13 protein-coding genes are annotated in these 15,214 nt (G+C 34.7%); 7 read left to right on the forward strand and 6 right to left on the reverse strand.

Annotated elements, in window-relative coordinates:
- Positions 1 to 225: 225 nt before the first annotated feature.
- The 4 genes from F7O84_RS13495 to F7O84_RS13510 all read left to right on the forward strand — a co-directional run bounded on the left by F7O84_RS13495 (position 226) and on the right by F7O84_RS13510 (position 4,634).
- Positions 226 to 1,143, forward strand: coding sequence for an ArsR/SmtB family transcription factor (locus F7O84_RS13495; RefSeq protein WP_151146163.1), 918 nt, complete (start codon positions 226 to 228; stop codon positions 1,141 to 1,143).
- Positions 1,144 to 1,315: 172 nt separating this feature from the next.
- On the forward strand, positions 1,316 to 2,242 hold the full coding sequence (locus F7O84_RS13500; RefSeq protein ID WP_151146165.1) for a DUF4474 domain-containing protein: 927 nt from the start codon (positions 1,316 to 1,318) through the stop codon (positions 2,240 to 2,242).
- A gap of 7 nt (positions 2,243 to 2,249) precedes the next feature.
- Positions 2,250 to 3,125, forward strand: coding sequence for a metallophosphoesterase (locus F7O84_RS13505; RefSeq protein WP_151146168.1), 876 nt, complete (start codon positions 2,250 to 2,252; stop codon positions 3,123 to 3,125).
- Between the two features lie 108 nt (positions 3,126 to 3,233).
- A complete protein-coding gene (locus F7O84_RS13510) occupies positions 3,234 to 4,634 on the forward strand; it encodes an aldehyde dehydrogenase (RefSeq protein WP_151146170.1) in 1,401 nt (466 codons plus the stop codon).
- A 109-nt stretch (positions 4,635 to 4,743) separates the two neighbouring features.
- Here F7O84_RS13510 and F7O84_RS13515 read toward each other — a convergent pair whose 3' ends face one another.
- Together F7O84_RS13515 and F7O84_RS13520 are read right to left on the reverse strand one after the other, a co-directional pair.
- Positions 4,744 to 5,181: a hypothetical protein gene (locus F7O84_RS13515; RefSeq protein ID WP_151146172.1), complete on the reverse strand. Its 438-nt coding sequence runs from the start codon at positions 5,179 to 5,181 to the stop codon at positions 4,744 to 4,746.
- A gap of 2 nt (positions 5,182 to 5,183) precedes the next feature.
- Entirely contained in the window at positions 5,184 to 5,381 is a 198-nt protein-coding gene (locus tag F7O84_RS13520; RefSeq protein WP_151146176.1) for a helix-turn-helix transcriptional regulator, read from the reverse strand.
- 258 nt (positions 5,382 to 5,639) lie between these two features.
- On the opposite strand from F7O84_RS13520, the gene F7O84_RS13525 reads away from it, so the two are divergent.
- Together F7O84_RS13525 and F7O84_RS13530 are read left to right on the forward strand one after the other, a co-directional pair.
- Complete coding sequence (locus tag F7O84_RS13525; RefSeq protein WP_151146178.1) at positions 5,640 to 7,457, forward strand: sensor histidine kinase; 1,818 nt, start codon at positions 5,640 to 5,642, stop codon at positions 7,455 to 7,457.
- Positions 7,454 to 9,010, forward strand: coding sequence for a response regulator (locus F7O84_RS13530; protein WP_151146180.1), 1,557 nt, complete (start codon positions 7,454 to 7,456; stop codon positions 9,008 to 9,010). The genes F7O84_RS13525 and F7O84_RS13530 overlap by 4 nt, the downstream gene beginning before the upstream one ends.
- Positions 9,011 to 9,041: 31 nt before the next feature.
- Here the strand turns inward: F7O84_RS13530 and F7O84_RS13535 are convergent, their stop codons facing one another.
- From F7O84_RS13535 to F7O84_RS13550, 4 genes are read right to left on the reverse strand one after another with little or no spacing between them, the layout of a single operon-like run.
- Positions 9,042 to 10,523, reverse strand: a complete 1,482-nt coding sequence (locus tag F7O84_RS13535) for an alpha-L-fucosidase (protein ID WP_207708058.1) — start codon at positions 10,521 to 10,523, stop codon at positions 9,042 to 9,044.
- A 53-nt stretch (positions 10,524 to 10,576) separates the two neighbouring features.
- Positions 10,577 to 12,367, reverse strand: coding sequence for a type 2 periplasmic-binding domain-containing protein (locus F7O84_RS13540; protein WP_207708059.1), 1,791 nt, complete (start codon positions 12,365 to 12,367; stop codon positions 10,577 to 10,579).
- A gap of 46 nt (positions 12,368 to 12,413) precedes the next feature.
- Positions 12,414 to 13,328 (reverse strand): carbohydrate ABC transporter permease, encoded by a 915-nt coding sequence (locus F7O84_RS13545; protein ID WP_151146185.1) that lies wholly within the window; start codon positions 13,326 to 13,328, stop codon positions 12,414 to 12,416.
- 13 nt (positions 13,329 to 13,341) lie between these two features.
- Entirely contained in the window at positions 13,342 to 14,289 is a 948-nt protein-coding gene (locus F7O84_RS13550; RefSeq protein WP_151146188.1) for an ABC transporter permease, read from the reverse strand.
- A gap of 233 nt (positions 14,290 to 14,522) precedes the next feature.
- On the opposite strand from F7O84_RS13550, the gene F7O84_RS13555 reads away from it, so the two are divergent.
- Positions 14,523 to 15,185: a YesL family protein gene (locus F7O84_RS13555; protein WP_151146191.1), complete on the forward strand. Its 663-nt coding sequence runs from the start codon at positions 14,523 to 14,525 to the stop codon at positions 15,183 to 15,185.
- Positions 15,186 to 15,214 lie beyond the last annotated feature (29 nt).

Raw genomic sequence — 15,214 nt, forward strand, 5'->3', positions numbered from 1 at the left:
ATTCTATCTTGATTATATTGGAATTCAGGGAAAATTACAATGTGTATTTGCTTATGCTCGCTTATGTAGGAATCAATTGACTTATTTTTCTGATAAAGATATAATAAACTAAACATTTCTATAAGGAAGAATTATTTCTTTTCCGAAAAGGTTCTTTGTTTTATTTTGTGGCAGGAAAGCATACAAATATGAATCATACTAATGACTTCACGAATGGAGGAATTTATGTTACACATCAAATCACTAGATGAGGGCTTAAATGTATTTAAGGCTCTAGGCTCCGATATCCGTATAGAGATTATAAAGCTATTACTGGAAAATAAAAATATGAATATGAATGAATTGGCATCTAAGTTAAATATAACGAATGGCGCTCTTACTAGTCACATAAAAAAACTGGAGGACTGCGGTATTGTAATCATATCGAGTGAATCGACTGGACACGGAAATCAAAAAATCTGTACCGTACATTTGGATAAAATTTTAATTGAATTAGACTCTAACGAGGAGTCAGAAAACATTTATGAGACAAACATAAGTGTAGGACATTATTCCGACTATGAAATATATCCAACTTGTGGCTTAGCCTCTTCTACTAATTTAATTGGTCAGGTTGATGATCCTCGTTATTTTGCTCATCCAAGTCGTTTTGATGCAAACATCTTATGGCTGACTCATGGTTACGTGGAATATGTGATACCAAATCTCATACCTGCTTCACAAAAAATTGATCAGATTACAATTTCGGTGGAATTAAGTTCGGAAGCACCTGGCAGTAATGATAATTGGCCAAGTGATATTTACTTCCATATCAATGATACTTGCATAGGTACTTGGACCAGCCCAGGTGACTTTGGTGATCGCAAGGGACTTTTTAACCCGGATTGGTGGTATCCAAGCTGGAATCAATACGGTTTATTAAAGCTTTTGGTTGTGAATAACGAAGGAACTTTTATTGATGGATTAAAAATCTCTGATGTGTCTATCAAAGATTTTCAACTTGATTATAAGAGTACCCTTCGACTTAAGTTTGAAGTTCCTAATACCTCTAAACATGTTGGAGGACTTACCATATTCGGCAAGAATTTTGGTAATTACAATCAAGACATTAATGTACGTATTCATTATAGTCCTATTGCATGATAGATATAAAAACTCTCCATTTTTCTTATTAAATGGGGAGTTTTTTTATATCGTAAGATTTTTTAGTCACTTTATTGTGATTCCTGCATATATTAGACTAAAGCTTACCAGCTTTGCGTCCGCATAGGTGGTAAGCTGTCCACGCTTGTAAAAATATAGAAAGGAAACCACAATGACTATCTTGTATATAAAAATACTATGCATTTTTATTATTTTCATTCTGGTAATTGGCGCATTCATCTATGTACGAGTCAGAAAGCAAAGAAATACTTTTTTGATGGTTGAACAGTCCCAGAAAGCGGCAAAATTATACGATGAATTTGCTTCTCGGGGCTTTTTTTATTCTTCAAAAGACGATGCATTTTATTCAACAGAGGATGCCCCACAAAGTAAATTCGGTAATTGTCAACTTTATGATGATACAATGCCACTTATTGGAACAATTGTGGATTGTGAGCCAATTCAATTTGACTTTGACAACAGACATTGGTTAATCGAATTCTGGAAGGGACAATATGGTATGGCTAGCGGATGTCAAATCGGAGTCTATTCTACCTCAAACGACACAATTAAGGGACCAGGCTTTCATGGTAGCTTTTATGAAAGTCCCGATAATAAAGAGTGCTGTTTTATTTCCTATACCCTTAAGAAAAAAAATAAAACCTTACTCTCTCATGCTTCAAAGGAATGCTTTAGTGCCGGATTAAAAGTAGGCGAGTTTTCCAATCCATCTTCTTTAGCATTAAAAGTGTGCCTCACATTTCCAAACAAAAAGATGGTACTACCTTTTGTTGGAGGACTAAAAGCAGCTGGGTACGCAGCCAATGAGTACCGCGTTTTGTTTCACAACGTTACTGTTCATTTTACTAAGCCCCACACCACGCAACCAGCTTCTAGAACCCGTGTACAAGAAGCAATTATCCAACAGGGTAATCGATTTGACTGTAACAAATATTCCAAGCTTACTAAAAACTGCTCCAACACACTCGAAAAATTAATCTTGTTAAAAAATATCAATACCGAACTTTATGAAAAGGTATTAAAATCCTTTTACTCAAAAGAACTCTATAGCAATTACGAAACAATTAGCCATTTGTGATGTTTATATGAATAAGAAGCTTAACAAACTCTATTACAATAGTCTTGTAATTCCAATTGACAATGATTCACGTTTTATAATATTTAGCGACTGCCATCGTGGACAGGGTAATTCTTCTGATAATTTTTCACCCAATCAAACCATATACAATGCAGCCCTTGACTATTATTATAAGAACAATTATACCTATATCGAAATAGGGGATGGCGATGAGTTATGGGAAAATAGAAGAATCGACGATATCATAGAAGCGCACTCAGATACCTTTTTATTACTGTCCAAATTTTATAAAGAAAACCGTCTTTACATGATCTATGGGAATCATGACATGGTAAAAAAAAGTAAATCTTTTTGTAAAAATAAATTTTGTAATAAAAAGCAAAGTAGTAGGCATTCTTTGTTTCCTGGTATCGTGATTCGAGAAAGTCTTTTATTAAGACACAAACAAAATAGGGGAGAGATTTTTCTTTTGCACGGACATCAAGGTGATCTCATCAATGACACACTTTGGCCTCTTGGAAGATGGATGGTCCGTTATTTATGGACTCCTTTGGAATCCATCGGCTTGCAAATTCCTTCAATCACTGCCATAACGCATAAAAAAAGTATGAAAATAAATTTATCACTTTCTAATTATGCAAAAGAGAGTAACTTCATTCTGATTGCTGGTCATACACACAAAGCGGTATTTTCAAAACCGAGTGATTCTTCTTATTTTAATGATGGTTGCTGTGTATCATCTGGTTTTATTACAGGAATCGAAATCTCTAAAGGAAGCATAAGCCTTATTCGTTGGTCAAGTAAACCCAACTCGCAAAATATTTTATTTATCGTAAAGGATATCTTAGAAGGGCCTTTGAATCTTAATTTGTATTTTAAATAAAATAAGGATATAATTTATTGATAGAGCGAAGCTCTAGAACTAATTACAAGATGATAGATAAATTTACTCGTGAACTGTAATCGATTGATAATAAAAGAGGTTTTGCTTATGAATTATAATGAATTAACAAAGGAAGAAGCATTAGACTTATTTTTAGAATGTCAAAACTTTTTTAAGACGCAGAAAACGTATCACATTTCTTTTCGCATTGCACAACTTAAGAAGTTAAAAAATGCTATTCGAAGATATGAAGGCTCTATTATGAGAGCATTGTTAAAAGACTTGGGGAAATCAAATTTTGAAGCGTATGCAACTGAAATTGGATTCACGCAAAAAAGTATCAGTGACGCCATTACAAACCTGTCAAAGTGGGCGAAAGACGTACCTGTAAAAACTCCTTTTTATCTTCTGCCAGCCAAAAGTAAAAAGGTATATGAACCTTACGGAACTGTGTTAATCATGGCTCCTTTTAATTATCCATTTCAACTTTTAATTGAACCGTTAATTGGAGCTATTTGTGCTGGAAACTGTGCTATTTTAAAGCCTTCTGAACTTACGCCGTGGACTTCTATGGTCGTGAACAAAATGATTCGTGAGATCTATCCTCCACACTATATTCGTTGCGTAGAGGGAAGTGTAAAAACGAATTTAGCTCTTCTTCAAGTGCCCTTTCACTATATTTTCTTTACAGGAAGTATTTCGGTTGGAAAGATTGTAATGGAGCATGCTGCTAAGAATTTAACACCTGTTACATTAGAGCTAGGTGGTAAAAGTCCAGTTATTATAGATGAAACAGCCAATATTAAATGGGCAGCTAATCGGGTGACATGGGGCAAGTTTTTAAATGTTGGGCAAACCTGTATTGCTCCTGATTATGTACTGGTGCATTCCTCCGTAAAAGATGCATTCATAGAAGAACTAAAAAAGTGTATTGTAAACTTCTATGGAAAAGATGCTAAATTAAGCTCTTCTTATGGGCGCATTGTTAATAAAAGGCATTTTGAGCGTTTGACTTGTATGTTAGAGGCTGAACATGAATCAATTATTTATGGTGGTAAAACAGATGCTGGCTCTAAGTACATTGAACCAACTCTTCTTAACCTTAAGGACCTAGATGCCGCCAGTATGAAGGAAGAGATTTTTGGACCAATTCTTCCAATTATTACTTTCGAAGAGCTCTCAGATGCCAAATCAATTATTGAAACTATGCCAACTCCATTAGCACTTTATTTATTTACCAGAAGTAAAATAATAAAAAAAGAAATTGTCACCTATATCTCCTGTGGTGGTGTGTGTATCAACGATACAATTGAACATATCGTTAATCCCGAACTTCCATTTGGTGGTGTTGGTTCTTCAGGAATGGGCTCATATCATGGAAAACAAAGCTTTCTTACCTTTTCTCATGAAAAAAGTGTACTTACGCGCATTGGAAGTTTTGATGTTAAATTTTTAAATCCACCTTACAAAAATGGTGGTTTAAAGATTTTAAGGAAAATTTTAAAATAAACAAGATACTTGAAAAGTTCTTTCCTGTTACAAATAAAAGTACTGTAACCATTTTACTACATGATTACAGTACTTTATTCTTTTTATTTATTCTTTGAATGAAGTTATTCTACATTTTTTTCTTATAATAACCATAAGAAATTAAGAAAATACTTGATTGTATTAATAACGCAACAAGGCAAATATAAGATTCTTTTATACTTCCCATCGCTGTAAATAAGAATACTAATCCTGCAAACATAATGCTAGCCGAGATACTAGCTATTGTATATGCAATTCTTGTAATCTGTATATTTCGCTCGTCTTTTTCCTCGATTTGTCTCCACTTTAATTTCTCTGGTGATGAAATTTTTAACTGAATCAAATGTATTGCACTAATACCTACAAAGGCACTTCCTAAGCCGAAAAACATACCCATTAATCTACTCATAACATGAGCTGTTTCTGGTAAAGTAAATTGTTTTAGTAATCCAAATGCAGCTAATACAATTCCAGCAATTAACATAATTACAGAAGACTTTGCACTTCTTTTTAGTTTACACAACATAACTATTCCTCCTCATAGATAAATATTTCTTCAATTGACATGTTGAAAAATTTTGCAATTTTAAATGCAAGCTGAATGGAAGGGTTATATCTTCCTTTTTCTAACGAACTGATTGTTTGTCTTGATACTTCTAACTCTCTGGCTAGATCTTCTTGACGAATCCCACGTTCTTTCCTGATTTCTTCCAGATTATTCTTCACTTAATACATCACATCCTTTTTTATAAATGGAAAGTTAACTTTACATATAATATATACCACTTTTTTGCAAATGTCAAGTACGCTTTACATATTATTTTTTGGAATTAAAACACTTGGTTTCGTGATACAATAATAAGATTTTGATAAATTGTCCATAAATAAATCATTTGCTCCAAAACCAAAACATATTATATATCATAATATAAATAAGTTTTGATTAACTTTTTTACAAATTCTATGAAATGAGCGGGAAAACATATGGGGTTAGATTATTTATATACACACTTTTTTACAAAGCAAAACGTAAAAAGGCAGTTAATTACAATTTTTATCTTTGCTATTATCATTCCTGTTTTTTTAGTTGGCAGTATTATGTTCTTTTTCTCAAATAGACAACTAAGACGCAGCTATCAGTATCTGGTTGAATCGGATGCCATACGAATCCGCTCTATTTTGTTGACAACTACCTTGCCTTTTTATGATATCTACGAATCTTTAGCACAAGACGAAGCACTAAAAGCACTCTTGACGAAGGAATATAATTGCGATGAAGACGTATTTTACGCCTTAAATCAATACAATCGACTTCAAGAGCTTTTATCTGCAAACGCTTCACTTTCAACTATTAAAATTTATACCCAGCCTGAAATGCTTCGCTCGCTATCCGATCACCAATTTTTCTTTCCTATTGACGAATCAATCCGCTCAAAAGACTGGTATCATAAAGCAATTTCTAATTCAGGTAACTTTTGGAAAAGCAGTGCTAGAATCGACCGCCTCGGTAATTCATATTGGGAATTATCCTATTACTGTCATATTCCTCTTCCAGAATCGGGTACTTATGCCATCTTGGTTATGACTGTATCAAATAATCACCTTCGAAGTCTAATTAAGAATAAAAATTCACAGGTCTATATTTGCGTAAACGAAGACCCCGTATTTTATAGCAGTATACGAAGCCACGAAGGTACTTCCTTTCCTGTTACAATTGATGACAGTGCCCCGTATTACAGTGTAACTGGCAATATGAAAATTAAAGGAGATAACGTACTTACCAGTGTTGTAAGCTTAACCCCTTATCGAACACAAGATAGGATATACATACTCTCTGCCGATACCAACGCACTACCTTACATCCAACAAACTAACCTTGCTTTTATCCTTGTTTTATTGTTTGCTATTTTTATACCCGCATTGATTTTTATCTTATTTGCCAAATATTTTAGTGCCCGAATACAATCACTTCGTCTTGCTATGCATAAGGTAAGCAATCACAACTACGAAATTGTGGACCTTGTTCAAGGAGATGATGAATTATCTGCCGCTTTTCATGATTTAAAAACAATGGTTGAAAAAATCAAAGCTGCGGAAGGTGAAATTTATATGGCACAGATTCGGGAGCAAAATTTTTCAAATCAGCAACAACAAATGGAATTAAAGCTACTGATTAACCAAATTAATCCTCATTTTTTGTATAATACACTAGAAACCATACGTATGAAGGCCTTTTCAGATGGAAATAAAGAAGTAGCAACTGCCATTAAACTACTTGGAAAATCCATGCGTTACGTCTTAAATAATACAAAAACTAGTTCTACCACACTATCAAAGGAAATTGATTATACGCTTACTTATTTATCCATACAGTTGCTTCGCTTTGAAGATAGACTTTGCTACTCATTGACACTTGATGATACCATTGCTCCCGATCACTATCAGATCCTTCCACTTCTTTTACAACCGATTGTAGAAAATGCCATTTCTCATGGCATTGAACCTACTGGAAAAAAGGGACATATTATCATAAAGATTCGTGCCATTGAAAAAAAATTATTTGTTGCCAATATCTATGATAATGGTATAGGTATGTCCAAAGAACAGTTAAAGACGGTTCTTACCAGCCTACTCCTTCCACCAAAGACGGAAGAACGTGGCATCGGTCTTTCTAATATAAACAATCGCATTAAGCTGTTTTATGGTCCTGAATATGGACTTACTATAAAAAGCAAAAAGAACTTTGGTACTTTGGTTACTCTTAAAATCCCTTTATATAATTTATTGGAGGAAGATTCATGAATGTATTAATTGCAGATGACGAAAGGATTGTATTAAATGGCTTAAAGTATATTATTGATTGGAATCATCTTGGATTCTCTATCTGTGATACGGCAATGAACGGCGAAGAGGCATTAGATAAAATCCTGACACTCAATCCTGATTTGGTATTACTAGACATTCGCATGCCAAAGATATCGGGTATTGATGTAGTTAAACAGGCGTCTTCTCGTGGTTTTACTGGCAAATTCATTCTATTAAGCGGAGTTTCTGATTTTAAGCTGGCACAAACAGCCATGCGCCACGGTGTTGATTTTTATCTAACAAAACCAATTGATGAGGAGGAACTTACACACGCAGTCCATTCACTTGCAACACTTATTTCTAATGAAGCCAAAAAGCAGTCCTCCTATTCCCAATACCGTGCGAAAGCAAAACAAGAAATCCTTAAGGATATTCTACAAGATAACTGTGACTATCAATCTCTTGATTTAGAGGACTTGCACCTAAATGCAAACGTCTATCAGGTTGTAGCTTATGAAAATTATAATCAGGAATATTTTCATCCCACTTGGAATTTTGCCGATTTAATTCGTGTAACGAACCAAGACAATAACTCCTTTGATATCATTGAACTAAATCAACAAAAAATTGTTTTATTAAAAGGAGATTATGCCATATCAAAATTCACCAATGTGTTAAAACACTATCAGATTACACCTCAAAAGGGGTCGTTCTTTGACTCCATTTTTTTAGCTTATGGTCAGAAAGTGGCGCGAATTCGCGATATTCATTTATCCTATCAAGATGTCATCTCATTGACTAATCGTCGCTTTTTTTGCCAGGAAGATCAGCATATTATAGGTTACGAAGAGTTAATTGCAAAAGAAAATCAATTAAAGGATATCACCCAAAACATGGCACAAGATTATGCGAAACGTTTTGCCAATTACATACAATCCAATAATCAAACACTCACTATGGCATTATTAAAGGAGCTTATGCTTGAGCTAACACATACAAAATCCAAAATACCTGCTATCAAGCATCTTTTAATCGATATCTATATTTTAGTAAAGCAAAAAATTATGCAAAATTATCGAAATGTAGATATTGCCTTTATGGCAAACGCCTCGGTCATTGATTTACTTGACCGCAAGTATTATCTGTACGAAATTATTGCATTTTTAGCTGAGCAGTTTGAATTATGGACGCATTGTGTTGGATATTCCTCAGGAGAAAATGTATTAAATGAGGTCCTTTATTATATCCAAAATAACTATCAGGAAACGATTAAACTAGAAGCCATTGCACCCTTATTTGGTTACAACAGCTCCTATTTAGGAAAAATATTTCATAAAAAACTTGGTGTTAACTTCAATTCTTATGTCGACCAAGTACGTATTCATGAAGCAAAGAAGTTGCTTGAGCAAGATGAATGTAAGGTCTATATGATTGCAGAAAAGGTAGGCTACAAAAATGTAGACTACTTTCACAGGAAATTTAAGAAATACGTGGGAATTAGCCCATTAGAATATCGGAAAACATTCCACGCTTCCTGCGAAGAGGAGTAGGAGAAAATTCATATTTTGAAGGAACTTTCTATTAACAAATCTGAACTTGAATGACAACAGGCAAATCACTTGCAACCGAATGTGTTTTAACATGCAACCCCATTTCGTCCTGTCTAAAGTTAGGTTCCTCCGAAAAGCCAAGAATACGAACCGACCGAATCATACCATGGAATTCAGGAGCATTTTGATCCTTGGAAACGGCAAGAGAACGTATGGTTACTTCCCCGTTAGTTGGGTATTTCATAACAAATGCGTAAATACTGTCTCCCGAGGTCGTAAAACGAATGTCTTCTTTTGTATAGGCAACCTCTTTTTGGTCGGTAAATTGTCCCTGTACCTCTTTGGTGTTTCCTTCTTCTGATTTTCTCCATGGTCTGCTTCCATAGATTGCTTTTGCATTCTGATGCATCCATGCACCGATTTCCTTTAATACTTTTTTATCTTGTTCTGGAATGGAGCCATCTCCTTTTGGACCTACATTCAAGAGCATATTACCGTTTTTGCTGATAATGTCAACAAAATTTTGAATTAACTGTCTACTCGTTTTATACTCCAGTGTATCGGTATAGCACCAAGAATTATTCGCTATTGCAGTATCTGTCTGCCATAAATAAGGTTTTGCATCTGCAAGCTTTCCACGCTCAACTTCAACAATTCCACATCCAAACATCATGGCATCATGCTTATAGCAAATAGCAACTTCTCGATTCCATTCTGCTGCCCTATTGTAATAATATGCCGCTATCTTTTTTAACGGCTCCTTAAATGCCTCATGCTGAACCCACCAGTCAAAATATAGCATAGACGGTTGATATCGATCAATAATCTCACAGGTTCGAAGGAGCCAATCGTCTAAATACTCTTCACTCGGATAAGGGTTACTTTGTAAATCCTGAAAATCAGGCTCTGGCATAGCTGGCCAGTAAAAATCGCCTCGCTTCATCGGTTCTTTGACATCGCTGTCAAATTCTTTGCCATGCCCCATAAAAAACCAATGTTCGGCGCGATGAGACGAAGTACAAAATACCATATTTTCTTTTTCAATTGCCTCTTTTAATTCTCCAAGTACATCTCGTTTTGGTCCGCAATCATAAGCATTATAACAAGATAGTTCACTCCGATACATCTGAAAACCGTCATGGTGCTCAGCTACTGGAAAGACATACCTTGCGCCAGCTTCATGAAATAATTTAGCCCACTCATTTGGCTCAAACTTTTCTGCCGTAAATAACGGAATAAAGTCTTTATACCCAAACTTTTTATGTTCTCCAAATGTTTTTCTATGATATTCCCATTCTTTCGTTCCTTGTATATACATATTTCTGGAATACCATTCATTCGAATACGCAGGTATGCTATACAGTCCCCAATGAATAAAAATTCCAAATTTGGCTTCAGAAAACCAGTGAGGTGGACGCCAATGACTAAATGAATTCCAATCTGGCTTGTATGGTCCTTTCTCTATGACCTTTTGTATCTGTTTTCGATATTCCATCTGTCTTTCTTCGTTCATTTTTCCTCCCTACCATTTGATACGCAGCATTATAAGGCGAATCTAGCCATTGTTTATTGCTTTGATGATGGATACGCTTTCGCAGCTGCTAGTCTGGCTTCATTTTGATTTTTTGCATTTTGCATATCTACTGCCAATACATCCTCGTAGCCAAGTCCTTTTGCTGTTGTCTGCATGGTCTTTAAATAAGTAGCAAATTCGCTATCATCCTTGGCAAAAATCATTTTCCATGAATTTTCTACAATCGTTGCCTTGCATTGCCCACGAATTGTAGTGATATTGGAATCGGCTTCTGGCGTAGCATAACTAGTGCCTGGTGCAACAATAATAAAATTATTATCTTTTAAATATTCCATTGTTGTGTTTGCTTTTGTCTGACTGCTCCAATCTTCACTTAATTTCGTAACACTGTTTTTAATGGTACTCTCCCATAACTGCCAATCATAAGGTTCTCCTATATTAGGATCAATATCACCCAGATTAATCGTTTTAAAGTTCAATGCTGAAACACCGTCTTTCCAGTTTCCACCGCCATATTCTTCTGGCACATCTACTTCATTGGATGGGAGTGCTTTTACTCCATATTCCGTCAAGACTGCTTTTCCATCACTTCCTTTTTCCCAAGTCAAACCTTCAATACCAGCTGCGCCATTCGCCTGACCATTTAACTCAACTCCTTCTTCAGAATACAACCAGTCTATAAAATCTGCAAGTCTTTGTGGATCTTTTGCATTGCTTCCAATTGCAATAACTCTTTGTGAGTTTCCTTCTGGACAATTTCCATAGGAAAAAATCTGCATATCATCAATCGTTGCCAACATATAACCTTTTCCAGCTGCCTTATTTTCTTGTGTGTTATATTTATTTTGCGCAAGCCACGGCCATGGACAATAAAGCACCGTACCTTGTGTATATTTACTTTCCAATGTATCATAGTTTTGTGTTGTAGAATCAGGATCTACTAATCCATGTTGGTTTGCTTCAAATAAGAATTTTAATACCTTAGTATAAATTGAATCCGTATCAATAAGACTTGAATAGTCCGAGCCATCTGCCTTTGCTAGTACAAAACCTAATTCATCATATCCGTAAATACATGCAAACTGTTTCGCATTGTTCATCAAATTGTCGTCCCAATCCTTGAATAAAGAAATGGCATAGATCTTATCGTTTCCTTCTTTGGCTCTTGCAAGTTTTTGCATATCTTCCAATACATTTAGAAAATCATCTAGATTTGCCATTTTAGGATAACCAAGCTGCGCATAATAGTCCCAGCGAATGTATGGTCCAAACGTTGGCTCTAACCCTTCACTTGGCTCTGTTGCGGCTTTGGAAGAAATAGAATTTGGAAATGCCCAGATTCCTTCTTTGCCTAAATCCTTGTTCAAAATTGTAATTGCATCACTATAGTTTTTTATGATGTCTTTCTCTTTCATTAAGTCCGTCATATCCATAACCAGACCTGATGTAACTAAATCCTTCAACTTACCTTCAGTATTACCCAGAATAATCAATTCTCCCAAATCCCCTGCTGCAGAACGTGTCTGATAAAGTGTTTCCCCTCCACCAGCAACATTTCTAGCAATAATATTTAATTCCATGTTGAATTTATCTTTTACAATTTTTGCAAACCAACCACTTTGAATTCCTTGATAGTTTGCTAATTCGTCAAATACATCTACCGTTATAAAATCTTTATATTTTACATTGGTAGATTCTGTTGCTGTCTGCGAATCTTTCGTTGACGTTTCTTTTGTTGAACTTGCATTTGTTCCGCCACACCCCGTTATAGCAGATATAACAAGTGTGGTACTTAAAAGTACACTTAATATCTTTTTCTTCATTTCCATCCTCCATTTTTTATTTTGTTAGAAGCAATGACCTTGCTTTTTAACCTTTCACAGATCCAATCATAATTCCTTTTATGAAAAATCTCTGAAACATTGGATAAATACATAAAATAGGTAATACAACAATTACTGATACCGTCATTCGTATAGAAGTTCCAGTCTGCTGTGTTGCAACCATAGAAGAACTAAGTGCTGCCCCAGAACTGTTTTTTACCATGGAAGCCAGTGAATTAGCTTGGTTAATGTAGGTATAAAGCAAGTACTGCAAGGAGTATAACTTTTGATTCGTAATATAGATTAGCGTATCTTGGTAACTATTCCACTGATTGACTGCGGAAAAGATGGCAACCGTTGCAAGAATCGGCGTACAAGTAGGTAATACAATTTTACAAAACACCTTTATAATTCCTGCGCCGTCAATCTCTGCGGCCTCTTGCAATGCTTTTGGTAATGATTCTACATAAGTTTTTACCAAGATAATATGAAAGGGCTGTACAATGGTTGGGATTACATATACCCAAAAATTATTGCTTAAATGTAGATTTTTCATTGTAATAAATAAAGGAATCAATCCTGCATTAAAGTACATGGTAATAACAACAAAACGATACCAAAACTTTCTCTTCCACATTCTTTCTTGCGTAAACATAAAACCTAAAAAAGCGGATGCAATTACAGTTAACCCAGTACCAATAACCATCTTAGCAACGGAAACCATCGTTGCAGTCCCAAGTCCTTTTATCTCAATCAAACTTTTATAGTTTTCAAAATGTATGGCTTTTGGTATGAGATTAATTGCTCCTCTTGCACTCAAATCATTTGCACTAATCGTATTAATAACCAAATAGTAAAATGGATAAATGCACACAATTGTAAAAAGTCCAAACAAAAGATAATTGACGATAGTAAAAGTGATATCACTACTATTTTGACCGTTTCGTTTTAATTGTTTCATTGTTCTCACCTTCCTAAATAATAGACTCTCCACGAACCTTTTTTGATACCACATTTACGCTGGCAAGCAATACGATACTCACTATACTTTTTAACATGCTAATTGCCGTTGCCAAAGAGTAACTGCTGCCTGTCATACCAATGTTATATACATACAAATCCAATACCTGTATATGTTCTTTGTTAAAAGAGTTCTGAAACACATAATACTGATCCAATCCATTATTTAAAAAGTTTGCAACGCTTAACATTAACATAATAAAAAAAGTAGGCATAAGTGCAGGCAACGTAATATGTCTCATTAACTGAAAACGATTTGCTCCGTCAATACTTGCCGCTTCATACTGCTCTTGATCAATACTTGCAATCGAAGCTAAATAGATAATTGCGCTCCAGCCAAGATTTTTCCAAACATTCCACATGAGCATCCATAAGTAGGTGTGAGAATCACTATCTAAAAACTTAATCGGTTCCGTAACAATCCCCCAATTTTTTAGTATGGTATTAACCATGCCACTAGAGGAAAATAAACTAAACGCCACGGAGTAAATTAATACCCAACTAATAAAGTTTGGAAGCGTCGTAAATGTTTGTACAAAGGTCTTAAATTTTTTTGCTTTAATCTCATTTAAAAAAATGGCAAAGAATACTGGAAAAAACGATGTTAGTATGCCAAGGAAACTCATTGCAAAGGTGTTTTTCAAAACCTGAAGAAGCTGCGACACTTGCGTTTTATTGGTAAACAGCATTTTAAACCACTGCAGCCCTACAAATTCGCATTGTGCTAAACTCCTCGGTGGTTTATAGTCAAAAAATGAATAAATCCACCCATGTAACGGAAAGTAAGAAAATAAAAATACCAGAATTAAAAATGGCAAAATCCATAAAAAATAACTGAAGCTTCGCCAATCATTTCTTTTCTTAGAAAACATTTGCTTAGAAGTTGTATTTGCACTTCTCATATTATGTAACCTCCTTTGTTGCCACCGTTTTTCTCTTGTATTTTATCCTATCACTTGCCCCTCTTAATAAATACCTGAAAAAAAAGACTTTTTTCCATACAAAATTAGATATTTATTCTCCCCTCTAAGAAAAACTCTATTTTTATATGTAAATCAGTGCTTATTTTTACGGTAGCCTTTTTTCTTTCTCCTAGCTAAGATATCGATATACTAGTGTCTAAGGAGGTTCTTACATGAAAACATTTAACAAATCAACTCTTATCAATTCTGGACTCGACTTTATTCATACGCTTTGCAATTTTATTGTATTAAATCTTGTTTTTTTCATTACTTCTCTTCCGATTATCACAATTGGTGCCTCTGTATCTGCACTTTACTATGTTATGATAAAGGAAGCCAAACAAGAATTCGGATATTTGGTTCGTCCTTATCTAAAAGAATTTAAAAATAATTTTAAAGCCACTACATTTTCCTTTCTTTTATTTTTCTTTACAGGCATCATTCTTTTATTTAATTTAGCCTTTTGGTACGCCATGGATAACCTAGTATCTATGCTGATTATAAGTGTTTTAATCTTTGCTAGTATCTGTTACCTTTTCACTTTCTTGTATGCATTTCCTCTCATGGCACGTTTTGAGAATGGTATCGTACAAACATTAAAGAATGCTTTCTATTTATCTTTACTACATAAAAAAATAACATTCGCTTTGTTGTTTGTTGATGCCTTTGTTATCAGTCTATGTGTATTTTTTTCACCTATGAAGCTTTTTATGACATTATTTGGCTTTGCCTTCATTGCTTATTGTAAGTCCTTTCTTTTTATCCAAGTATTTGATTACTATGAGACTTCACAGCTAACAAAGGACAAAGGAGTAGGATGCCAAAAAGTCCTTTGACATTCTACTCCTTTGATAATCATTATCTA

The sequence above is a fragment of the Candidatus Galacturonatibacter soehngenii genome (assembly GCF_008830185.1).
In the GTDB taxonomy this organism is placed as follows: domain Bacteria; phylum Bacillota; class Clostridia; order Lachnospirales; family Lachnospiraceae; genus Lachnotalea; species Lachnotalea soehngenii.